Annotated in this window: 20 protein-coding genes and 1 pseudogene; 1 reads left to right on the forward strand and 20 read right to left on the reverse strand. The window is 61.0% G+C overall.

The window, feature by feature from the left end:
- Positions 1-100 precede the first annotated feature (100 nt).
- The 6 genes from DBR44_RS00675 to ssuD all read right to left on the reverse strand — a co-directional run bounded on the left by DBR44_RS00675 (position 101) and on the right by ssuD (position 7,681).
- Entirely contained in the window at positions 101-2,146 is a 2,046-nt protein-coding gene (locus DBR44_RS00675; RefSeq protein WP_124641063.1) for a methyl-accepting chemotaxis protein, read from the reverse strand.
- A 336-nt stretch (positions 2,147-2,482) separates the two neighbouring features.
- Complete coding sequence (locus DBR44_RS00680) at positions 2,483-3,418, reverse strand: TauD/TfdA family dioxygenase (protein WP_124641065.1); 936 nt, start codon at positions 3,416-3,418, stop codon at positions 2,483-2,485.
- A 571-nt stretch (positions 3,419-3,989) separates the two neighbouring features.
- Positions 3,990-4,175 carry a hypothetical protein gene (locus DBR44_RS00685; RefSeq protein WP_124641067.1) on the reverse strand — a complete coding sequence of 62 codons (186 nt, stop codon included), beginning with the start codon at positions 4,173-4,175 and terminating at the stop codon, positions 3,990-3,992.
- Positions 4,176-4,575: 400 nt separating this feature from the next.
- On the reverse strand, positions 4,576-5,538 hold the full coding sequence (locus DBR44_RS00690) for a sulfonate ABC transporter substrate-binding protein (RefSeq protein ID WP_124641069.1): 963 nt from the start codon (positions 5,536-5,538) through the stop codon (positions 4,576-4,578).
- A gap of 152 nt (positions 5,539-5,690) precedes the next feature.
- Positions 5,691-6,533 carry an amidohydrolase family protein gene (locus DBR44_RS00695; protein ID WP_124641070.1) on the reverse strand — a complete coding sequence of 281 codons (843 nt, stop codon included), beginning with the start codon at positions 6,531-6,533 and terminating at the stop codon, positions 5,691-5,693.
- The gene (gene ssuD / locus DBR44_RS00700) at positions 6,530-7,681 is read right to left on the reverse strand and encodes an FMNH2-dependent alkanesulfonate monooxygenase (protein ID WP_124641072.1); all 1,152 of its coding nucleotides are present in this window, start codon (positions 7,679-7,681) and stop codon (positions 6,530-6,532) included. The genes DBR44_RS00695 and ssuD overlap by 4 nt, the downstream gene beginning before the upstream one ends.
- 220 nt (positions 7,682-7,901) lie before the next feature.
- Here ssuD and DBR44_RS00705 point away from each other — a divergent pair, with 220 nt between their 5' ends.
- On the forward strand, positions 7,902-8,630 hold the full coding sequence (locus tag DBR44_RS00705; protein WP_124641074.1) for a GntR family transcriptional regulator: 729 nt from the start codon (positions 7,902-7,904) through the stop codon (positions 8,628-8,630).
- A gap of 38 nt (positions 8,631-8,668) precedes the next feature.
- Here the strand turns inward: DBR44_RS00705 and DBR44_RS00710 are convergent, their stop codons facing one another.
- From DBR44_RS00710 to DBR44_RS00775, 14 genes and pseudogenes are all read right to left on the reverse strand, one after another.
- Entirely contained in the window at positions 8,669-9,478 is an 810-nt protein-coding gene (locus tag DBR44_RS00710) for a MetQ/NlpA family ABC transporter substrate-binding protein (RefSeq protein ID WP_124641076.1), read from the reverse strand.
- A 44-nt stretch (positions 9,479-9,522) separates the two neighbouring features.
- Positions 9,523-10,878 (reverse strand): LLM class flavin-dependent oxidoreductase, encoded by a 1,356-nt coding sequence (locus DBR44_RS00715; protein ID WP_124641078.1) that lies wholly within the window; start codon positions 10,876-10,878, stop codon positions 9,523-9,525.
- Between the two features lies 1 nt (position 10,879).
- On the reverse strand, positions 10,880-12,097 hold the full coding sequence (locus tag DBR44_RS00720) for an SfnB family sulfur acquisition oxidoreductase (RefSeq protein WP_124641080.1): 1,218 nt from the start codon (positions 12,095-12,097) through the stop codon (positions 10,880-10,882).
- Between the two features lie 14 nt (positions 12,098-12,111).
- The gene (locus DBR44_RS00725) at positions 12,112-13,317 is read right to left on the reverse strand and encodes an SfnB family sulfur acquisition oxidoreductase (protein WP_124641082.1); all 1,206 of its coding nucleotides are present in this window, start codon (positions 13,315-13,317) and stop codon (positions 12,112-12,114) included.
- A gap of 13 nt (positions 13,318-13,330) precedes the next feature.
- Positions 13,331-13,984, reverse strand: coding sequence for a methionine ABC transporter permease (locus DBR44_RS00730; protein WP_124641084.1), 654 nt, complete (start codon positions 13,982-13,984; stop codon positions 13,331-13,333).
- Entirely contained in the window at positions 13,977-15,086 is a 1,110-nt protein-coding gene (locus DBR44_RS19990; RefSeq protein ID WP_124641086.1) for a methionine ABC transporter ATP-binding protein, read from the reverse strand. The genes DBR44_RS00730 and DBR44_RS19990 overlap by 8 nt, the downstream gene beginning before the upstream one ends.
- A 10-nt stretch (positions 15,087-15,096) precedes the next feature.
- The gene (locus DBR44_RS00740) at positions 15,097-15,909 is read right to left on the reverse strand and encodes a MetQ/NlpA family ABC transporter substrate-binding protein (protein WP_124641088.1); all 813 of its coding nucleotides are present in this window, start codon (positions 15,907-15,909) and stop codon (positions 15,097-15,099) included.
- Positions 15,910-16,104: 195 nt separating this feature from the next.
- A complete protein-coding gene (locus DBR44_RS00745) occupies positions 16,105-16,695 on the reverse strand; it encodes a malonic semialdehyde reductase (RefSeq protein ID WP_124641090.1) in 591 nt (196 codons plus the stop codon).
- Between the two features lie 10 nt (positions 16,696-16,705).
- Positions 16,706-16,901 (reverse strand): annotated as a pseudogene (locus DBR44_RS20060) (molybdopterin-binding protein).
- A gap of 306 nt (positions 16,902-17,207) precedes the next feature.
- The gene (locus DBR44_RS00755) at positions 17,208-17,843 is read right to left on the reverse strand and encodes a peroxiredoxin (RefSeq protein WP_124641092.1); all 636 of its coding nucleotides are present in this window, start codon (positions 17,841-17,843) and stop codon (positions 17,208-17,210) included.
- A gap of 244 nt (positions 17,844-18,087) precedes the next feature.
- Positions 18,088-20,577 (reverse strand): CS1-pili formation C-terminal domain-containing protein, encoded by a 2,490-nt coding sequence (locus tag DBR44_RS00760; protein WP_124641094.1) that lies wholly within the window; start codon positions 20,575-20,577, stop codon positions 18,088-18,090.
- A gap of 85 nt (positions 20,578-20,662) precedes the next feature.
- Positions 20,663-21,154, reverse strand: a complete 492-nt coding sequence (locus DBR44_RS00765; RefSeq protein WP_158613526.1) for a CS1 type fimbrial major subunit — start codon at positions 21,152-21,154, stop codon at positions 20,663-20,665.
- A gap of 36 nt (positions 21,155-21,190) precedes the next feature.
- Entirely contained in the window at positions 21,191-21,982 is a 792-nt protein-coding gene (locus DBR44_RS00770) for a molecular chaperone (protein ID WP_124641098.1), read from the reverse strand.
- The gene (locus DBR44_RS00775) at positions 21,960-23,132 is read right to left on the reverse strand and encodes an EAL domain-containing protein (RefSeq protein ID WP_124641100.1); all 1,173 of its coding nucleotides are present in this window, start codon (positions 23,130-23,132) and stop codon (positions 21,960-21,962) included. Before DBR44_RS00775 ends, DBR44_RS00770 begins: the two co-directional genes overlap by 23 nt.
- Between the last annotated feature and the right edge of the window lie 3 nt (positions 23,133-23,135).

Consider the following 23,135-nt stretch of genomic DNA (forward strand, 5'->3'; position numbering starts at 1 on the left):
GTCCCCGGCGCTGGCGGTGTTCGAACACCGCCCTGTCTTATTTATAGCGCGCAGGATACCGCAGCCGACAACAATCCGCCCGTTTTACGGGCGGGGCACGCTACAGCTTGAAGCGGCTGATGCTGGTGCGCAGTGCCTCAGCCAGCCCCACCAGTGTGGCAGCAGCCTGGGCGGCAGCACGGGCCTTGCCGTGATTGCCATCGGCTTGCTGGGCAATTTTTTCCACATTGAGCGCGATATCGCGGCTGGCCGCATCCTGCTCGCCCAGCGCATCGGAGATGCCGCTGACCGCCTCACCCACCTGCGCCGCACCGGCCTGGATATCCTGCAGGCTGCTAGCCGCCTGACTGGCGCTGCTGACACCGGCATCCACCTGCTGCGCACCGGCTTCCATATGCTCCACCGCCATGCGGGCACCGTCCTGAATCTTGCTGACGGTATCGGTAATCTGCAGGGTGGACTGGGTGGTACGCTCCGCCAGCTTGCGCACCTCATCAGCCACCACGGCAAAACCACGACCGGCCTCGCCGGCTCGTGCCGCTTCGATGGCGGCATTCAACGCCAGCAGATTGGTCTGGTCGGCGATGTCGCGAATCACGGTCACCACTTCGGCAATGCGTTCGGACAAGCCATCCAGCTGGCGCACGGTGCCACCCGCCTGCTTCACCGCAACGGCAATCTGCCCCATGGTGTTGGTGGCCTGGGATACCACCTGTGCGCCGCATTGCGACTGCACGTTGGCATCGGCAGCCATCTGTCGCGCCAGATCGGCATGACGCGCCACTTGATTGATGCTGCTGCTCATTTCTTCCACGCAGGCTGCCATGGTGCTGGCGGCGGCATTCTGCTCGCCCGAAGCGGTGGACACATCTTCCGAAATACTCACCAGCGATCTGGCCTGCACCGACAAGGACGCCAGGCTGCGTTCGACATCACCAATCATCTCGCGCAGATGGCTACTCATTGCGTCGGCAGCCAGCAGCAACTCGCCCACCTCGTCCTGGCTGCGCGCCTCAATGCGCACGGTCAGGTCGCCGTCGGCCACGCGGCGGATGGCATCCACCGCATGGGCCAGTGGCCGGGTGACCCACAGGCGGCTGGCCCAGAAAGTAGCAGCCAGCAGCAGGCCTATCATGACGATGATGCCGATGGCCAGGCGCCAGCGCATGGCCTGCAACTGGGCAGCGAACTCGTCTTCATAACTGCTGGCGGCGACAATCCAGCCCCAGCGTTCAAAAGTATCGAACACGGCAATCTTGGGACGCACCGGCTCGTTACTGTCCGGCTTGGCCCAGTGGTAATGCAGCACGCCCTGCTTTTGTTCCAGCATGATGCGGTTGATGGCGAGGCCGTCCTTGTCCTTGAAGTCTAGCAGGTTCTTACCCTGGGAATGCGGGTGGATCATCATGCGGCCCGGCTCGTTGTGGGCATCGAAAGCATAGATGTAACCGGATTCGCCAAAGCGCACCGACATGATTTTCTGCCGCAGCGCAGCCAGGCTGGCGGTGAACTCCTCACCCACAAACAAGGCCGCCACGACCTGACCAGCCTCGTTCTGCACTGGCGAATACAGCGTCATGAAATCGCGACCAAACAGCTGAACCGGGCCGGTATAGGCGTGGCCGGCATTCAGGCTGGCATAGGCAGGTGAATCGTGGCTCAGCGGGGTGCCGACAGCACGGCTGCCGTCTTCCTTCTTGACCGAGGTGGCAATGCGAATCCACTCGCTGCCATCCTTGACAAATACCGTGGCCAGCGAGCCGGTGCTACGGGTGAAACGATCCACCTCCAGCGTACTGTTATTGATGACGTGCTCGCCAATACGCAGCACCGGCAGGGCTTTGCCGCCGGTGTCCATCCGTTCGCCACTCAGCGCCGGCTGACCCGGGAGGTTGGCGCGCAAAGCTGACTCGGCCAGCGCGGCCGAGCGTTCCAGCTGTGCGGCGTAGGCATCCATCATGTCGATGACCTGACGGTTGGCCTGGCGCATTTCCTGTTGCTGTTGCTGTTCCATGCGCTGGCTTTGCCAATGGGTCAGCCAGATGCCGGCCAGTCCGAGTACCACCAGCAACAACAGGGATAACACCAGGTTAAGCTTGGCGGCAATGCTGAGCCTGCTGGTAAAAGCGTTGAATTGATTTGACATGATGATGGCCAGGGTATGTGTGCGTGCCGGAATGCTGGTCCCGCATCGCTGGCGGCAACCGTTTAGCACATTGGTCTAATTTTGCCGTGGCATCATAATATGGAAATGTTATTTGAATGCAGCAAATTTTTAATAAAATTGACAATTATCAATCAGAAATGATTTGCACTCAGCCGGCGCGCATGACCGGAAATCACTGCAAGCGGCAACAAGATTGCCCCTGCCCGTAAAGGCGGTGAGCAATACTGAAGGAAATGGCTGAAAGAAAGGATTTTGTTGCAAAGTGCGGGGCATTCAGTGACTGAATGCCCCATCTCAGACCGGGCCGATCACCCCTTACACGGCTGATAGCAAGCTAGCTGCTGCTTGCGGGCCGTGGTCACGATAGGCCGAAACCCGTTCGCCCCAGCGCTCGAAAGGATAATAATCCCAGATCGCATGGTGCTGGGTGGCCCAGTTATCCCACAACAACAGGGTATCCGGCTGCCAGTGAATGCGGGCCTGGAAGGACTGGTGTTTTTCGATATGACGGAACAGCAGCTGCAACAAGGCACGGCTTTCGGCCCGGCTCAGCTGCACGATGTGCGAGGTGAAGGCTTCGTTGACAAACAGGAACTTGCGACCGCTGACCGGGTGACGGGCCACCACCGGATGCTCGCTGGCATTGAATACCTGACCGGGCTTGGGCTCGGCACCATAGCCATTGCTCCACCCTTCCTTGCCGTCGTGGACGGCGCTCAGCCCTTCCAGAAACTGCTTCAGCGGATCAGACAAGGACGCGTAGGCCAGATAGAGGTTGGCAAATGCCGTATCACCGCCGCCCACTTCCGGCAGCCGGGTCACCCGCAGCAGCGAGGCCCAGATGGGGTGCGGATCGCAAGACACATCATTATGCCAGGCATCACCAGCGGTGTAGCGCGTGCTGCGGCCTGTTTTCCAGCCCAGGATTTCCGGATCATCGCTGCGCGCGGTCAACTGGGTGCTGTCACCCAGCACGTGCTGGTGCAGGCTGCCAAAATGCCGGGCAAAGGCCTTGTGCTCTGTGGCACCGATGGCCTGTCCGGGAAAGGTCAGCACCAGAAAATCGGTGAGCGCCTGGCGGATTTCCTCCAGCTGTGCCGGCGGCAGGGGCTGGCTCAGGTCCACGCCACGGATTTCCGCCCCCAGCGCCGGTGACAGGCGACGCAAGTCCACATGTTGATACTGCTGCACTGCCCGGGTATTCCAGCCTTCGATGGCCAGCTTGTCGTTGTAATCCTGATAAAAACTCATCTCGCAGCCTCTGGTGCCAAGGGGAAAAATGGTGGCCCTGCCCTTGCGGCAAAACCACTTGTCAGACATGGATATTAAGAAATCCACCCGGCATTCCCAAGCAAGAAATTACGGATAGCTTATTCGGAAAATTGCAGGAAATTTGCAGCAGAAAACAGCCATCCCGTCGGGCCACCCACCTCGGTCAAAGACGGCTGTTTTTGTCACCTACAGACGGAAACAAACACGGACATCCTGTAGCGCGCACGCAGACAGCGTGACAGGCCGTGGCCGTGCGCATGGCGGGTGTTTGTACAGGAATCGGCAAGGAACCGGCAGGCTGGCACCTTGGCTGTAGCAGATAAGAAGCAAGGTAGAGGACAGGATTCCGCCGGGAAGTGGCAGCTGCCAGGTTTTAGAAGGTGTGCATAGTCTGCCGAGACTTTGAACAGCTTCTTACATCAGGACAAGACGAGATGGCCAGCACTGGCGTTTTAGCTCAGACGGCTGGCAAAGTGACGGCGGCCATTGGGCAATGGGTCCGGCAGGATGCGCCTGCCAGGCAGCAGGCGCGCGGTGCAATCACGCCGGCTCAGAAATCATCCAGCGTGCAGGGTTGGGTATCTTCTTCAATATCCTTCAACAGCAATATCTTGATAGGCACGACCATCTCCCGGATGTCCTGCTTGGCACGGAAAATATCCGCCTCCAACTGGCACAGCACCAATTGAAATGCCAGATCCAGCATGGCCTCGATATTGGGGATTTTGGCGTCCAACTATTTTTCCTGCCCGGTATACAACCATTTGATTTTTACTGCAGCAATCTGCGCCGTGACACAGACTGCTGTACACCTCAGCAGTATCATGCCATTCGGGTGTTTTCGTCCATAAAATAACGAATATATCGGCGATAAATAAGGAAAAATCGCTGCCGTTGACGGGAAAAATGCCAGATATATAGCACTATCTATTAGTGATGCTTTCAGCATTTTTTACATACTGCCGATACCGGCAGCGTATCATCCTGCACCACGACAAAAAGCCGGCATTGCACGCGCAATGCCGGCCTCCATCAAACCACCAACAGTCCGCTCAGGCGGCATCCCGGGCCGCTAACAAAAACTGCGGTGGCGCTGCGCCTTGCCCCAGGGGGCTAGGCCATTTACTTGGCTGCGCTTATTTGCCGTCCCACACGATATCCTTCACCACCAGCGGCTTGGGAACCAGCTTGAGCTTGAAAAAGGTATCGGCAATGCGCTGCTGCTCGGCCACCACCTTGCCATCCAGCAGTTTCACCCCGTAGCCGGAGCGTTGCGCAGCCACCTGCACGATGTCCTTGTCCAGGCCGATCTGGCTGGATAGCTCGGCCGCTACTTCCGGAATATGGCTCTTGCCCCAGGAATCCAGCCGTTGCAGCTCTTCCAGCACCACCTTGATCACCTTGGGATTGCTGGCTACATAAGGCTTGCGCCCCAGATAAAACTGGGTGTTGTTGACGATGCCCTTGCCATCGGCCAGCAGGCGGGCACCCAGCTGTTTTTCCGCCGCAGCAAAGAACGGGTCCCAGATCACCCAGGCGTCCACACTGCCTTGCTGGAAGGCCGCGCGGCCATCGGCCGGATTAAGGAATACCGGGGTGATATCCTCATATTTGAGGCCGGCCTTTTCCAGCGCACGCACCAGCAGATAGTGCACATTGGACCCCTTGTTCAGCGCCACGCGCTTGCCCTTGAGGTCTTTCACACTGCGGATGGCCGAGTCCTTGCTCACCACGATGCCTTCGCCTTGCGGCGCGGCCGGTTCATTGGCCAGATACAGCAGGTCGGCCCCCGCCGCCTGGGCAAAGATGGGCGGCGTTTCGCCGGTGGTGCCCAGGTCCACGCTGCCCACATTCAGCGCCTCGAGCAGTTGCGGGCCACCGGGGAATTCGGCCCATTTCACCTTGATGCCCAGCGGGGCCAGGCGTTTTTCCAGCGTGCCCTGCGCCTTGAGCAGCACCAGCGTGCCGTATTTCTGATAACCGATATTCAGGGTGTCGCTGCCGGCAGCCAGTGCGCTGGCCGACAGGGTGGACAGCGCCAGGCCAGCTGCCGCCAGCAGGCTCAGCAAACGGCGGCGGGTGGGGTTGAAGTGTTGCATCACGTTTCCTTATTGTTTGCAGTATGGATATCCGGCTTTAAAGCGGCCAACAAAATGGCGTAGCGTCCCTGCGGCAAGGCACACCGCCGCAGACCGAACAAAAAGTCCGGCCAGGAGGCGCAATGCCGCAGCAGGTTTTTTGTTAGCCGTCCTTAAAGGTCAAACAGGCGCGCGGCATTGCCGTACAGCACCTTGTCCAGCACATCGGGCCGCAGGCCCAGGCCATGCAGATCATCAATCGACTGGCGAATGGGGCGGAATGGATAGGACGAGCCAAACAGCAGCTGCTCGGCCATGAAGCCATTGGCCGCATCGATATACAGCTGGCTGCCCGGCAAAAACTGGTACATGTCCGGCACCAGCAATACGTTTTCATGGCGAAAGGCGATGGCGATGACTTCCGCCACCCGTGGCCAGTAGCCGTGGTAGCAAACGATGGGCAGCTGCGGAAAATCCGCCGCCACCTTGGCCAAACCGGAGGGGTCGTTATAACGCGGGTCCGGCGTGGTGGGGCCGGACATCAGGCAGACCGGCACGCCCAGCGCCGCGCAGGTTTCGTAGATGGGGTAGTACACCGCATCGTCCGGCTGCCGTGCCGGCACGCCAAAGCCCGGTTCGATATCGATGCCGGACAGGCCCAGCTGGCGGATGGCACGCTCGGCCTCGGCTACCGCCGCCTGCTCGCCCTGCAAGGCCGGGTCCACCCCGGCAATGCCCAGCAGGCGCTCATGGCCATGCACGATCTGGTGAATGGTGTCATTGGGCAGCTGCTGGCCCGGCGTATGCCGCCCCACCACCACGGCGTGGCTGAGGCCGGCGCTGGCCACTTCATCCAGAAAACCCTGCTGGGTCAGCGAGTTGACAAAGTGCTGGTCGTCACGCGAGCCCACGCGCCGGTTAAGCCAGCGTGCCGCCTCGTAAGCTTGGGTGCCGGGTGAGGCCCCGAAGAAATCGTGCAGGAAGGCCGGCCTGCAGCGCATATCGATCGCCCTCATGCGGCCTCCGTCTCGGCCACGGGTTTCTTCACCACGGTGCTGGCATCAAACGGCCCGCCGGTCTGCACCCGGTCATCGCCATACACCCAGCGCTTGCCCGGCAACAGCGGGAATACCAGTTCGGCAAAGCGGTAGGCTTCTTCCAGATGCGGGTAGCCGGACAGGACAAAGCTGTCCACGCCCAGGTCGGCATATTCCTTCAGCCGCGCCGCCACGGTTTGCGCATCGCCCACCAGTGCGGTGCCGGCACCACCACGCACCAGGCCGACACCGGCCCACAGATTGGGGCTGACTTCCAGCTGGTCGCGCTTGCCACCGTGCAGGGCGGCCATGCGGCGCTGGCCTTCGGAATCCATGGCGGCAAAACGCTGCTGCACCTTGGCAATCACCTCGTCATCCAGATGACTGATCAGCGCATTGGCCGCCGCCCAGGCTTGCTCGGTGGTTTCACGCACGATCACATGCAGGCGCACGCCAAAGCGCACGGTGCGGCCCAGCTTGGCGGCACGGGCGCGTACATCGGTAATCTTCTCGGCCACGGCTGCCGGTGGTTCGCCCCAGGTGAGGTAGGCTTCCACGTGCTCGGCTGCCAGATCATGCGCAGCACTGGACGAGCCACCAAAGTACAGCGGCGGGGCCGGTTTCTGCACCGGCTCAAAGAAATTCTGCGCGTTTTCTACCGTGTGATATTTGCCGGCGTAGTTGACGGTTTCCCCGGCCAGCAGGCGCTTCCAGATGTGCAGGAATTCGCTGGCTTCCTCGTAGCGCTGGTCGTGATCCAGGAAGATGCCATCGGCAGCCAGTTCGGCCGAATCACCGCCGGCCACCACATTCAGCAGCAGGCGGCCATTGCTGGCCTGCTCCAGCGTGGCGGCCATGCGGGCGGCGGCGGTGGGCTTGGTCAGCGCGGTGCGCAAGGCCACCAGCAGCTTCAGCCGGCTGGTGACCGGCACCAGACTGGAGGCGGTCACCCACGGGTCCAGGCAGCCGCTGCCCGTGGGAATGAGAATGCCGTCGTAACCCAGACTGTCCGCCGCCACGGCAATCTGCCGCAGGTATTCGTTGCTGACGGCGCGGCCCGAACCGGACTGCCCCAGATAACGGGTATCCCCCGAGGTGGGCAGAAACCAGAAGATATCGAGACTCATGGTGCTTCCTTTGCTGGCGGTTGTGCGAAACACCGTGGGCGATGCGGCTGGCAGGCCACGGTGAAAATGATGAGGCTGATTCTAGACAGCCGCCTGTCCACACAGAACCAAGGAAATCAGCAAAGCAAATCACTTTAAGTCATAACCTGTCATGACAGGTTGGCAGGGTTTCGGGCTTATACTCGCTGCAGTTCATCACTGCATCAGCCCCACTGTCACCATGTCCACCCTGAACGCCCCCCAAGCCCTGTATGCCCGTATCCGCGACAGCCTGCGCAGCCAGATTCTCAGCGGCCATTACGATCAGCACGACAAACTGCCCTCGGAAAAACAGCTGATGGAAAGCTTTGGTGTGAGCCGCATTACCGTGCGCCATGCACTGGGAACCCTGGAACAGGAAGGCATGATCTTCCGCATTGCCGGCAAGGGCTGCTATGTCGCCAAGAACAAGCCCACCCAGACGCTGACCCGGCTACAAGGCTTTGCCGAAGCCATGCATAGCCAGGGCTACGCCGCCTGCAACCGGGTACTGAGCCTGAACAGCCTGCCCGCCAGCGAGCTGGTGGCTCAGGTGTTTGGCGTAGCGGTGGGCGCGCCCATGGTGGAGCTGCGCCGCCTGCGTTATCTGGAGCGGCTGCCGGTATCGCTGGATATCAGTTACTTCACCCAGGAGCTGGGCCAGCGCCTGGCGCGTGAAGACCTGGTCACCCGCGATGTGTTTCACATTCTGGAAAATGACTATGGCCAGCCACTGGGCCATGCCGACCTCGGCATTGAAGCCGCGCTGGCCACGCCGGAAGAAGCCGGCTTGCTGGAAGTGCCGCCCGCCTCGCCGCTGCTGGCCTTGCAACGCATGACCTGGGGCGCGGACGGCAGCCCGCTGGAACTGGATTTCATCCGCTACCGCGCCGACCGTTTCCGCTACCAGCTGCGCATCGAACGCCGCTGAATACTGGCCGGCACCATCTGCTGCCGGCCAGCGGCGGCTCACTTCAGCCAGGCCAGGCTGTAGAGCTTGTCGTTATTGGCATAGGACTTGCGAATCTGCGCCTTCACCGCCGGCGAGTTCTGGTAGATCTGCACAAATTTCAGCAAGCGCGGATCGCGGGCATTGTCATCACGGGCGACAAAGCGCAGGGCGTATTGCTCGTCGTCCTTGCCGGAGAAAATCAGCGCACTGCCGGGGTCGAAGGCATGCGCCGCCACGATGAAGTGCGGGTAGCCCTGCGCCAGATCGACATCATTCACCACCCGCACCAGCTGCGGCCCTTCCACCTCGACAAACTCCAGCTTTTTCGGGTTGCTGGTGATATCACCCAGCCTGCCGCGCGCGCCCACCCCCTCACGCAATTTGATCAGGCCGGCCTTTTGCAGCAACAGCAAGCCACGGCCCTGATTGATGGGGTCGCTGGCAATGGCCACCTTGGCACCAGTTTTCAACTCACCAAATTGTTTGATGCGGCTGGAATACAAGCCGACATTGGCCAGGATGCCCACCCCAACCGGGCGGAAGTGAAAACCCTGGGTCTTGATCACATTGTCCAGAAACGCCTGATGCTGGAAGTAATTGGCGTCCAGATCCTTGCTGGCCAGCGCCACATTGGGCGTGGTCCAGTCGGAGAACTCCACCACATCGACTTCCAGCCCCTGCTTTCTGGCCTCCTGCGCGGCCACCTGTACCGAATCGGCATAAGCGCCGGGCGTGACGCCAATTTTCAGTGCCGCCGCCAGTGAGCCATGGGCCAGCAGCAGGCCGACCAGCGCCAGCGCGCCCAGTTTTTTCTGGTGATGCTTCATGATTTTCCCTTGAGTGTGTGATGTTGTTTTGATTTTTGGGCGCTTCAGCGTGGCCGGTAGCCTGCCGCAGCATGGCGCGCCGGCAAGCGGTCGCCCTCGGCAAACAGCTTGTGGCGCAGGCTGCCTTCAGCGTAAGCGGTCTTGTAACTGCCACGGTTTTGCAGCTCCGGGATCACCAGATCGATAAAGTCTTCGTAGCTTTCCGGCGTAACCGTGCGGGTCAGGTTGAAGCCGTCCACGCCCACATCGTTGACCCAGCTTTCCAGCTCGTCGGCCACGCTGGCGGCATCCCCCACCAGCGTCGGATAGCGGCTGCCCAGACGGAAGCGCTCCAGCAACTTGCGCCGCGTCAGCTGGTTGGCGGCGGCAGTTTTGGCTGCGGACTGGATGGCATTGCTGCCACCGTATTCAATGGGGTCGTCCAGGCCATAGCGGCTGAAGTCCACGCCGATGCTGCTGGCAAAGTGGGCGAGACCCGCCTCCGGGCTGGCGTACTGCCAGTAGTCGTCAAACTTGTCCTGCGCCTCGGCCTGGGTCTGGCCCACCACCGCCGCGATGCCGATGAAGATTTTCACATCCTCGGCGCGGCGGCCGGCGGCCACCGCCTGACGGCGGATGTCCTGCACCAGCTGGCGGGTTTTGTCCTTGTCCTGGGCTGCGATGAAAATGCCTTCGGCGTGGCGGGCGGCAAACTGCTGGCCACGCTCCGAGCTGCCAGCCTGAAACAGCACCGGCGTGCGCTGGCGTGACGGCTCGCTCAGGTGGTAGCCGTCCAGCTGGTAGAACGGCCCCTGATGATTGATGCGGTGGATACGGCTGGCATCGGCAAACACCCGCGCCGCCTTGTCGCGTCGTACCGCCTCGTCTTCCCAACTGCCTTCCCACAGCTTGTACAGCAGCGTCAGGTAATCGTCGGCGCGGTCGTAGCGCTGGTCGTGTTCGTCCTGGGTCAGCAGGCCCATGGCACGCGCCCCGCTGTCCAGATAGCCGGTGACGATATTCCAGCCGGCACGGCCGCCGGTGAGGTGATCCAGCGTGGACATGCGACGGGCGAACAGATAAGGCGGCTCGTAGCTGAGATTGGCCGTGACGCCAAAGCCCAGATGCTGGGTCACCGCGGCCATGGCCGGCACCAGCAGCAAGGGGTCATTGACCGGCAGCTGGATGGCTTCGCGCGCGGTCAGGTCTATCGACTGCTGATACACATCGTAGACACCGATGATGTCGGCGATGAACAGGCCGTCGAACAGGCCGCGCTCCAGGGTTTTGGCCAGATCAGTCCAGTAGCCCAGCGTGTTGTAGTCCACCGAGTTGTCACGTGGATGCGCCCACAGGCCATGGTTGATGTGGCCGACGCAGTTCATGTTGAAGGCATTGAGCAGAATCTGTTTTTTGCTCATGTCACAAGGCTCCGTGGCGCGGCGGCAAGACATCGTTCAGCACATAGTTGCCGACGGCGAAGAACTTCCAGCGCACCGGATCATGCAGGGTGTGCACGCGGGCATTGCGCCAGTAGCGGTCGAGATTGCGCTCGCCCAGCGTGGCGCTGGTGCCAGACAGCTCGAACAGCTGATTGCCGGCCAGCAGTGCCACTTCGGTAGTCAACACCTTGGCTTCGGCCACCGCCACCGAGGCCTCGGCCACGCTGCGCGCATCGGGGAAAGCCTGCTGTTGCAGTGCATCCAGCACGCGGCCAGCCCGGTACAGCAAGGCATCCGCCGCCCGCAGCCGCACTTGCACATTGCCCACCCGCTCCAGCAGCAAGGGGTCGCGGCTGGCCTTGTCCACGCCGGCATCTATCCATGGCCGCGCATGCTCACGCACATAGTGCAGGGTTTCCTGATAGGCCCCGCGTGCCTGACCGCTGTCGATGGCGCAGTGCAGCAGCTGGGCAAAGGGGCCAATGGAGGTGGGGCGGTCAAACGAGGCCTTGAACGGCACGATCCACTCCGGCTCCACCCACACCTGGCTGAAGCTGACCGAGCCGCTGCCAGTCACGCGCTGGCCAAAGCCATCCCAGTCGTCGGTGATTTCCACACCATCACTGTGGCGCGGGATGAAGGCCAGATAGCTGTCCTGGTTGTCATCCACCACCAGGGTGGGAATCCACTGCGCATACAAGGCCCCGGTGCAATAAAACTTCTGCCCGCTGACGCGATAGCCCTTGCCCTCCGGCGTCAGCCGAGTGCGGCGCTGGTAATCCTTGTGGCCGATTTCGGCCAGCGCATTGCCGAAACGCACGCCCTCCAGCGCCAGGCCGTAGAAAAAGCGCTTTTGCGCCGTGCTGCCGCCCACGCGCAGCACTTCCAGCGCGTAGTAGTGGTTTTGCGGAATTTGCGCCAGCGAACCATCGGCGGCACTGATGGTGGCGATCACTTCGGCCAGCGTGACATGGGACACGCCAGCACCGCCGAACTCACGCGGCACGGTAATGCCCCACAGGCCACTCTGGCTGAAACTTTCCAGTTCTGCCCACGGCAGGATGCGCTCGCGGTCGCGCCGCGCCGCATCAGGGGCGAAATCAGCAGCCAGGCGCCGCGCCAGTTGCAAGGCTTCCTCATCGTTGCCAATGCGATGGGCTTGTCGTTGGCTGATATCCAAAACGGCCGGTGCGCTCATGGATGATTCTCCTTTCAATTCCATTGATGGCGCGCGGGAAAGGCGCCGTTAAGGTGGTATTGGCCGATGGCGTGGTATTTCCAGCGCACCGGATCGTGCAGGGTATGCACCCGGGCATTGCGCCAGTGACGATCCAGCTGGTGGCGCGCACGGGTGGCGGACGAACCGGCCAGTTCGAACAGCTTTTCACTGGCTTGCAGGGCGATTTCGGTGGTCAGCACCTTGGCCTCGGCCACGGCAACGGATGCCTCGGCACTGATGGCATCGCTGATGTCACCCGCCAGCAGTCGGTCCAGCGTGCGCGCGGCATTGTCCAGGACCTCCTGTGCCGCATGCAGATCGATCTGCAACCGGCCGATGACATGGATGACAAAGGGGTCGTCACTGGCCCGCTCCACCCCGGAGTCCAGCCAGGGACGGGCATGTTCGCGCACGAACAGGATGGCATCGCGCAGGGCTGCCTCGGCAATGCCGGCATCGATCGACGCCTGGATCAGCTGGGAAACCGGCCCAGTGAGGTTTGGCCGGTCGGCCAGCTGCCATACCGGCAGGATATGCGCTTCGTCCACCAGCACCTGGTCGAAACGCACCGAGCCGCTGGCCGTGGTGCGCTGGCCGAACGACGACCAGTCGTCGATGACTTCAACACCCGGCGCATGGCGCGGCACCAGCACCTGCACCGTCAGCCCAGACTCATCCTTGGCACGGGTGGGAATCCAGTCGGCAAACAGGGCACCCGTGGAGTAAAAGCGCTGGCCGCTCAGCCGCAGCCCGTCCGTGCCGCGCTGTAGCCGGGTGCTCAGTTGCAGCATGGACTGCTGGCCTTTTTCCGGCCCGGCATTGCCCAGCCGCCGCCCGGACAGCACTTCGCTATAGATGAAGCGCAGCTGCGCCGGCGTGGCCAGCAGGCGGAACACCTCCAGCACGGCAAAGTGATTCTGCGGAATCTGCCCCAGCGAGGGGTCGGCCGCGCACAGGATGCGGAACACCTGCGACAGCGTCAGCAGGCTGACGCCGGCCCCGCCATGCGACTTGGGCACGGTGATGCCACCCAGGCCGCTGGCCGAATACTGTGCCAGCTCGGCCCAGGGCAAACGCCGCTCGCGATCACGCAACCCGGCCTCCTGAGCAAACTGTGCCGCCAGCCGGCGGGCCACTTCCAGCGCCTCGGCATCACTGCGGATCAGTGCCGCCTCCTGGAACAATGCTTGATGACTCATGACAACTCCTGTTTCATTGACGATGGTTCAGCCGGCGTGCCAGGGCATCGCCCACGGTCTGCACCACGCTGACCAGCACGATCAGGCCAAGCAATACCGACACCATCACCTGGGTGTCGAAACGCTGATAACCATAACGAATGGCCACATCCCCCAGCCCGCCGGCCCCCACCGCCCCGGCCATGGCCGAGGAGCCGATCATCGCCACCAGGGTGATGGTGAGGCCGGACACGATGCCGGGCAGCGCCTCCGGCAGCAGCACTTGCCACAGCACGTCACGGCGGCGGCCGCCCATGGCCTGTACCGCTTCGATCAGGCCACGGTCCACCTCGCGCAGGCTGACTTCGGCGATGCGGGCAAAGAACGGAATACCGGCCACCGACAAGGGCACCGCCGCGGCCCACACGCCAATGGTGCTGCCCACCACCAGCCGGGTGAACGGCAGCAAGACCACCAGCAAAATGATGAAAGGCACCGAGCGGAACACATTGACCACGCTGCCCACCCCACGGTTGAGCCAGGGCCGGGCATACAGATCGCCCGGACCGGTGGTGACCAGCAGCAAGGCCAGCGCCAGCCCGAACAAGGCCGATACCAGCGCCGACACGCTGACCATCTGCAGGGTTTGCCAGGTGGCCGTGAGATACAAATCAACAAAATCAGGCATGGTCCAGATACCCCAGGATGCGAATATTGCCGACCGGCACGGCCAGCTGACGGGCCAGATCGCCCAGACGATTGCGTGACTGCGGTGCGCACGCCAGCACCAGCCGGCCCTGCGCCCGGCCCTGTATCCGTTCCACACCGCCATGCAGCAGGCGGGTGGCCGGCCCCAGGGCGCTGACCAGTGGCCCCAGCGCCGGGTCTTGCCCGCTGACCCCGTCCAGCCGCACATCCAGCAGCAGTTCGGACTGGGCCGTGGCCGGCTCGCTGGCAATGCGCCCCTGCACATCAGGCGGCAGCTCGTGCACCAGCGATGCCAGCAAGGCGCGGGTAGCGTCGGCCTGCGGTGCACCAAACACCTGCCATACCGGGCCCAGCTCCACCACCTGCCCTGCCTCGAGTACCGCCACGCGGTCGCAGATTTCGCGGATCACTGCCATTTCATGGGTAATCAGCACCACGGTGACATTCAGCTGGCGGTTGATGTCACGCAACAGCGCCAGGATGGACTGGGTGGTTTCCGGGTCCAGCGCCGAGGTGGCCTCGTCACACAGCAGGATGTCCGGCCGGTGCGCCAGCGCGCGGGCAATACCCACCCGCTGCTTCTGCCCGCCGGACAGCCGTGCCGGGTAGACATCGCGCTTGCCCTCCAGCCCGACCAGGTGCAGCAGTTCGTCCACACGCTGCTCTATCTCCGAAGGGGCCAGCCCGGCAATCTTCAGCGGCAGGCCGATGTTCTGCGCCACCGTGCGCGAGGACAGGAGGTTGAAATGCTGGAAAATCATGCCGATGCCACGCCGCGCCTGTGCCAGTTGGGCTTCGTTCAATCCGGACAGGTCACGTCCGCCCACCAGTACACGTCCACTGCTGGGTGATTCCAGCCGGTTGATGCTGCGCAACAGGGTAGACTTGCCTGCGCCGCTACGGCCGATGATGCCGAAGATTTCGCCGCGCCGGATGCCGAACTCCACCTCCTGCAAGGCCTGTACGCTGCGTCCGCCCGCCTGGAACCGACGGCTCACCTGCTGAAACTCCACCAGTACTTCAGCCTCCGCTGCTGCGGCAGCCGGTGGGGTGCTCACTGCAATATCTGCCCGTGCATTCATGCCAGCTTCCTTACAGCCAGGCCGGGGCGTACAACTTGCCGAACACCTTGTCCAGCGAGGCACGCACCTGCCTTGATTGCTGATAGATGGCAATGAAGCGGCGGATTTGCGCATTGTTCACATCCTGTTTGCGCACCACCCATTGCAGGGCGTAAATCTTGTTTTCCAGCCCGTCAAACAGCAAGGCATTGTCCGGGTTGTCGCCCGCCTGCTTGAGGAAGGACGGATAGCCCTGCGCCAGATCAACGTCATCCAGCGAGCGCGCCAGTTGCGAGGCTTCCAGCTGTACGATCTGCAGTTTGCGCGGATTGGCCACGATGTCCTGGATGGTGGCCTTGTAACCCAGGCCAGGCTTGAGCTTGATCAGCCCGGCTTTTTCCAGCAGCAGCAAGCCACGACCACCATTCACCGGATCGCCGGCAATGGCCACCTTGCCGCCCACCGGAATCTGGGCAAAGGATTTCCATTTGTGCGAATACAGGCCGATTTTCATGATGGTGCCGGGAGCAATCGGTACGAAGTCATAACCGCCCTGCTTCTTGGCGTTTTCCAGGAAGGGAATGTGCTGGAAATAATTGACATCGATATCGCCATTGGCCAGTGCGGCATTGGGGGTGTTCCAGTCGGAAAACTCGACCAGCTCCACATTCAGCCCCTGGGCCTTGGCTTCCTTTACTGCAATCTGCAGCGATTCGATTTGCGGGGTGGATGACACCCCCACCTTGATGCCGTTGGAACCGGCCACGGCCAGCGTACTGACAGCCAGCAACAGCGTGGCCAGCACACCGCCCCAGCGTGAAAATTTGATTGTTGATGACTGCATTGCAGACTCCCTGATGGTGGCTGCCGCAAGTGGGTGGGCAGCACATTCAGGGGACAGACTAACCATCCGGCATGAATCGACAAACCAAGAAAATCGCCGTTTTATATCTTAAATTCAGATAAATAACGGCAAATTACGACAAAAGCCGCCAATGCATGCGCATGGGCGGCGAGCTGACTGACAAGGGTGATGCGGTCAAACGATGGCAGCAGCCTGTTCAAACTCCAGCCGAGGACCGCGCGGCGGCTGACCGTCGCGCACACCATAGCCCAGGTTAAGCAGCAACAGGCTGCGCCACTGCCCGTCAGGGAAGAAGGCCGCATCGACCGCCGCCGCATCAAACCCTGCCATCGGCCCGGCGTCCAGCCCCAGTGCACGGGCAGCCAGAATCAGATACGCCGCTTGCAGGCTGGCATTGAGCCGCGCATGCGGTTCCAGCAATTGCGGCAGGCCATCATAGAAACCCTTGGCGTCATAAGCCGGAAACTGCCCGGGCAGATGCTGATGAAAAGCCGGGTCGTAAGCCAGCACCACGGTGAGCGGTGCGGCGGCGGTCTTGTCGCGGTTGCCGGAAGACAGCGCGGGCAGCAGCTTTTGCCTTGCCTCGGCACTGTGAATGAACAGATAACGGCCCGGCTGGCCATTAAAGGCGGTCGGCCCCCATTTCAGCAGCGCGTACAGCTGGCGAATGGTGTCTTCGCTCACCGGCCTTGGTTGAAAATGATGCGTCGATCTTGCCTGGACAAACAGCTGATCCAGGGCTTGCACTGACAGTTGCGAGCTCATGCGCACCTCCTCAGGCCAGCGTGGCAATCGACACTTCAGTGGACTTGACGAAGGCCACCACCGGCGAGCCAACCTTCAATTGCAGCTCGCGCACCGAACGGGTGGTAATCACCGAGGTGACAATGCCGGAGGCGGTCCGGCCCTTCCAGGATTTCCTTGATTACGCCTTTGAACTGGTTGCGGACATTAATGGATTGAATGCTCATGGGGTGGTCTTTCTCGTGGGTTTGGCCGCAGCGGCTGATAAAACCACGGTAACAGAGCTTTTTTATATCGATAAGCAATAAAAAATGCTCTGGTTAGCAAAAATTTCGCTAAAGAAGCCGCGCAAGGCAGGCAAAAAAATGCCGGATCGCAAGATCCGGCTGAAGAAGAGACATGCAAGAAGGAGAAACAGAGACAACTCAAGACAACTCAGGACAACAACAAATTCGACTTCGCTACGCCCCCTCCCGGCTTGTCGGCATTGGCCGACCTTGAGCAGGGAGCGCAGCGAATTATTGCAAGCGGCGCTAAACCGGCTGTGGCGTCAGGCGCAAATAGGGCCTGACCGCACGATAACCCTGAGGGAATTTCTGGCGGATCAGCGCCTCATCCTGCAGCGACGGCACGATCACCACTTCCTGCCCCTGTTCCCAGTTGGCTGGCGTGGCAACACTGTGTTTGTCGGTCAGCTGCAGCGAGTCGATCACCCGCAGGATCTCGCGGAAGTTACGACCGGTGCTGGCCGGATAGGTAATGATCAGCCTCACCTTGTGCGACGGGTCGATAATGAACAGCGAACGCACGGTATGGGTGCTGCTGGCATTGGGGTGAATCAGATCGTAAGCCTCGGACACCTTGCGGTCAGCGTCGGCAATGATGGGAAAATTCACATTGGCCTGCTGGGTGTCGTTGATGTCGGCAATCCAGCCGTGGTGGGCCTCTACCGGATCGACCGACAAGGCCAACACCTTGACATTGCGCTGGCTGAATTCCTGCTTCAGCTTGGCGGCCACCCCCAGTTCGGTCGTGCACACCGGGGTGTAATCGGCCGGGTGGGAAAACAGTACAGCCCAGCTGTCGCCCTTCCAGGCGTGGAAATTCAGCTCACCCGCCGTGGATTGCTGGCTGAAGTCGGGGGCGATATCGCCAAGTCGCAGTGTCATATTGCTTCCTGTTCAGTGTGATTGCGGTATGGGCTTAGTGCGGCTAACAAAAACCCTGCGGCGGCGTAGCGCCGCCTTGCCCCAGGGGCGCTACGCTATTTTGTTAGCCGCTCTTACTGTAATCGGCCGGCCTGGCCAGTGGAAACAAGGAAAACTGCGTTACTTATCAGCAAACCGGAGGATGGCAGGCGCTACTGCGCAAGCCTGCCGCGCCCGGCTGGGAGGCTGCCAGCCGGGTCTTGTTTTATAACAGCGGGCCGGGGCGGCTGGCAGGCGGCAGGCTGGCGCTATCTGTTGCGTGCTGAGCCAGCAAGGGCGCGCAGCGGATATCGCCGACAAACTGTACATCCTGTGCTTTGGCCGGCGGATTGCCCGCCAGCTTGAACAGGCACTGGCGCTGGCCGTTCAGCTTGATTTCCAGTTCTGGCTGGCTGGCACTGACATCCACGCTAAAGAAGCCATCGCTGTCGCTCATGGTGCGCCCGGCATGGTTGATGACGGCCGCACCGGCCAGCGGACGGCCATCGGCCCCTTGCAGGCGACCGGCCAGGGTGACGATCTTGCGCACATTCACCACCACGTAATCCACGCCGCCCTTGTTGAGGTGATAGCTAGACTGGGCCGGGCTGATGCTGGCGGCCGTGGCGTCGCGCTCGGCGAAATAGAAGCTGAACTTGCCTGGGCGATAAGGCGAGGCCGGCAGCAGATTGCGTCCGCGATGCAAGGTGTAGTGCCCGCCGCTGCTGTCTTCTGCATGCAGGGTCAACTCCGGGATGTCCGATGCCACATCCACAATGACTGCGGTATCGACTGCACTGGACACCCCGTCGGCCGACAGCGCCACCGCCTGGCCATTCAGTGCCAGGGTGCTTTCCACGTTGACGCCGCCACTGAAACGGCCGCCTTGCGCGGCGCGTGCCAGATAGGCATCGCCTTGTGCCAGCGCATGCCGCCATTGCACATCACCAGTGACACCCAGGCCGTAACGATCGGCATTCAGCCCTATGCCATATTGCTGCAGCCACGATGCCTCCTGACGCTGGCGCAAGGTAAGGCCGGCATATTGCTCGCGATTGCTGCCGCCCCCGTTGCGGCTTCCCAGGGTGGCGCTGAAGCTGCGGCCCTCACTGGCAAAATCCAGGTTCAACGACAGCTCGATGCCACGGCTGCGCTGCCCGCCCATGCCGCCATAGGGGCGGTCGAACATCGACAGCCGGGACACCAGATCGCTACCCCACAGCTTGTGGCGCCGGCTCAGGCCCAGATCCAGCCCCACACCCTGGCCCTGGCCATTGCCATGACTGAGCCGGGCCGACAGGCTGTCGCCCCGGCCCAGTTGCTGCTGCCAGGTCAGGTTGACGGTACGCACCGGCTGGCTGCCGCCATCGGGCAGGCTTTGCCGCCACTGGCTCAGCCCCAGCAGCACGCTGCCGTCACCAAAACCGCCATACCATTGCAGATCTGCCTGATTACCGGCCTGCCCGCTGTGCAGCCAGTTGGCAATCAGCTTGCTGTCGCTGGTGAAATCCACCGCCACCGATGCGCCATGGCCGCCGTGCTGTCCGGTGCGCGCCACATTGATGCCGGCCACCAGTTGCGGCAGTACCAGGTAATTGAGATTGCCGCCCCAGACCGGCTCACCGGCGTCGCTGCCGTCAAAATTATCCAGCAACTTGCGCTGCTGGCCGGCAAACAGGTTGTAGCGCCAGCGCTGTTCGGCACTGCCCCAGCTGGGCGATTTGTAAATCCATTCGCTTTGCGTGCTGTGCAGCACGCCGTCCTGCAATAGCCTGACTTCTACCTGATACACCCCCTCGGGCAGGCTGCGGGTGTTGACCAGTTGCAAACCGGAGCTGACCGGCTGGCTATGCAGCAGCACGCCATTGCGCAGCACTTCCACCATGCCGTCACGGTTGGCGGTGACATAAATCGGATAGCTGCTGGAGAAATCGTGACTACTCCTGAGCGTGGCGGAACTGCCTGCCATCACACCCAGGGTGGTGCTGCCACTGCCAGCCAGCGGGCGTGGCAGCAACACCATCTGTTGGTTGTCCGGGGTGAAATAACCCAGCCGCACATAGTTGCCCGCATATTCACGCTGGGCATACAGCTGAGTCAGCGCGTGACGCCAGCCGGCATCCATGCCGCTGCTGCGGCTGAGTAGTGCGCCGCCGTGACTGGTCCAGTTGCCCAGGCTGCCGCTCACGTCCAGTGCGTAGCGTCCACCTGCCCCGCCCTGCTGTGCACCCGCCAGGTTCAACTGGCTGCGTGCAATCATGCCCTGGCTGCCCGCCGCGGGCGGCAGGATATAAGCCCCGGCCTGCTCATGGCTTTCGGCATGCTGACTCAGCAGGTAGAGCGTGGCGTTTTCCACGCTGTAATGCATGCCGAGCAAGCCACGCGGGCAGTCGGTCTTGCAGTCACCCAGCGGCTTGGCTTCGCTCAGATAGTGTTGCCAGACTGTCTGCAGCGTGGTCTGCCCTTGCGGGCCAGCATCGCTGAACTGCAGCAACTGCACGCGGCCGTCGCGGCTGAGCGCCAGCAAGGCATCCCCCAGGAATGCGCCATTGAGTTCGACGCGGCTGGCTTGCGGGCTGGTAAACAATCGATCGGCGAATTCTGCGGGAATATCTTCTGCCTGCTGCTGCAGGGAGGGTGTCAGCACAGTAGTACCTGCTGTCGCCACACCACTGACCAGCAGCCAGGCCGCCAACAGTGTATTGGTATGCAACATCGGTCTCGGAAGTTAAAAAAGGCACGCCGGACGGCGCGCCAAAACCATCGAATGAAAAAAAGAAAACGGCGCTACCGCCGACAAATCAGCCGCCCGGTGCCACGCTCTCAAACATCATGTTGACCACTGCGTTGTACTGGCCGGCCTGATAACCATTGCTGGGTTTTACCGGTTCCAGCGCCAGGGTTACCCGCTTGCTGACTGCCGCATTGGTGGCCGACATCACTTCCACCTTGCTGGTACTGCCCACTTCCAGCTTCTTGTCCGCCACTTTCACGTTCAGCGGGATGGCGTTCTGGCCATTGCTGCTGTACAGGATGGCGGCTTCTTCCAGATAGCCCTGGATCGGGCCCAGCGTGCTCTTCATTTCCAGCGTTTTTTGCAAAGGCTCCAGGTTGCTGGTGCCGGGCTGCCAGGTCATGTTCTGCACCTGACCGCCCCAGCCGCTAACTGGCGTGACATAAAAATTGTCGGACGGAATACGCGCTTCCACCGTCAGTTGCAACTTGCTTGTTTCCGCCAATGCATTGCCCCACACAGTCGCCAGTGCTAGCGCCAAAAATAATTTCTTCATCATGTACATCTCCATATTGTTTCCAAGCACAGCTCGACATCAGGGAAGGGATACGGGCTTGGATCGTGTCCCCTCTATCAACTCGAAGTGGTAACGCCGCTGTGGCGTTCGCTCCAGGCGCAAGCTTGCCTGCGGCAAGACATGGCGCTTTACCGCATCGGTACAGACATTGCCGGCCTCGCACTGGTACAAGGCCTCCAGCACGATGGTGCTGTTGCCGCGATTGCTGACGACGAAGGCATCATCCTTGCTGTCCAGCACGGTGTCGTAATGCTCGACATGCGGCCGGACAATCAGAAAAGCGCCATAGCCAGTCAGCACGTTCACCCCGGCATCCAGCGAGTTCTGGTATTGATTGGCCGCCTTGTCATCCAGCCCGAATTCGTCTTTTTTCTGCGGCAAAACCGGCACGAAGCGCACGCGGTAATAGCTTTCCCGCTCACGCGAGCCGACATGCAGCAGCCGCACGCTGCTGGCAGAAGATGCCGGGACGATCACATGTGAGGGACTGGCAATCAGCCCCTCCAGCCTGGCACCGTCTTCGGCGCGGGTGACGGGCAGTTCGCGATGCTTGCCATTGCTGTCGTACACCACTTCATGGATGGTGATCCGGACAAATGCGGTATTGCTGCCGCTGTTGTAGATCCGCTTCAGGATGGAACTGCGGTCATGATCGATATAGTTGTACAACGCACCGATGCTGATGACCGGCCCGGCCTGCGCCAGGCCCGCAGCCAGCAGTGTGATAATCAGAATGATCAAGCGCATTTCTTTCCTTCCTCTTTCCGCCTTGCCCGCCGGACAGCCATCAAAACCGGTTTCCGATTTCATGTGCACTCATCGGCCGCGCCAGAAAATAGCCCTGGCCGGTGCTGATATCCAATTGACGGGCAATGTCCAGATCCTGCGTGCTTTCGATTCCTTCCAGCACCACATCGGTCACCGCCAGACTTTTGGCCATGCCGACTGCGGCGGCCAGTACGGTCAGGCCATCCCGGCCGCGACTGGCTGCCCGCAACAGGCTTTGGTCCAACTTGAGCTGTGTCAGCGGCATCTGGCTTAATAACTGCAAATTGGCATAGCCACTACCAAAGTCATCCAAGGCCAATTGAAAACCATGCAGCCGCAAACTCGCCATATTGCCCAATACCTGAGCCAGATCAGATAGCTCTTCGGTTTCGGTGACTTCGATGATAATGCTGGCGGGATCAATACCGCGCCGGCTGGTTTCTTCAATCAACACTGCCGCAAAATCGCTCTGCTTTAATAACTGCCAACCCAGATTGAATGCCAGAGAAACACGCAGGCCTTGCGCATGCCAGCGTTGTAAATCTCTCAAACCCTGATGCAGCATTTGCCATGTCAATTGCCTGAGCGCATCCGGATCATCAAACAACTCCTGAAAGCTGGCCGGCGTGAGCAAGCCATAATAAGGATGATCACAGCGTGCCAGTAATTCGGCACCGATATAATCCATGGTATCCAGATTGAATTTTGGCTGGTAATGCGCAACAAATTGACCTTTGCATAAAGAGTCCCATATCTCCTCACTATTCAGATACACAGGTGCAGACAATCTGCCTTCCGGCAATTCCGAGCCAGCTTCCGTAGCCAGCACCCGGCGCAAATCCTCACAAGAAACAGGCTTTTGCACGCTCCCCAGCACCTGCCAATGTGACTCCCTGGCTGCCATTTCAGCCGCTTGCAAGATGCGGTGATCATAAGAACTCATCAGTATCAGGGCCGCAGGCTTTACCCCGCGCGCTGCCAGCATTCTGATTAAGCCAATGCCATCCATATCCGGCATTTGCAGGTCACAAATAAGTACATCAAAAGGCTCGGCAGCTGGCTGGCATATTGCTGCCAGGGCGCTGCTGGCGCAGGCGGCCTCGGTAATATTTTCAAAACCGATAGTGCGTAACAAATCAGCAATCAGAAAACGCTGTGGCGCGTGATCGTCAATTACCAAGAATCTCGTCATAAA

The sequence above is a fragment of the Aquitalea sp. FJL05 genome (assembly GCF_003852595.1).
Taxonomy (GTDB): domain Bacteria; phylum Pseudomonadota; class Gammaproteobacteria; order Burkholderiales; family Chromobacteriaceae; genus Aquitalea; species Aquitalea aquatilis.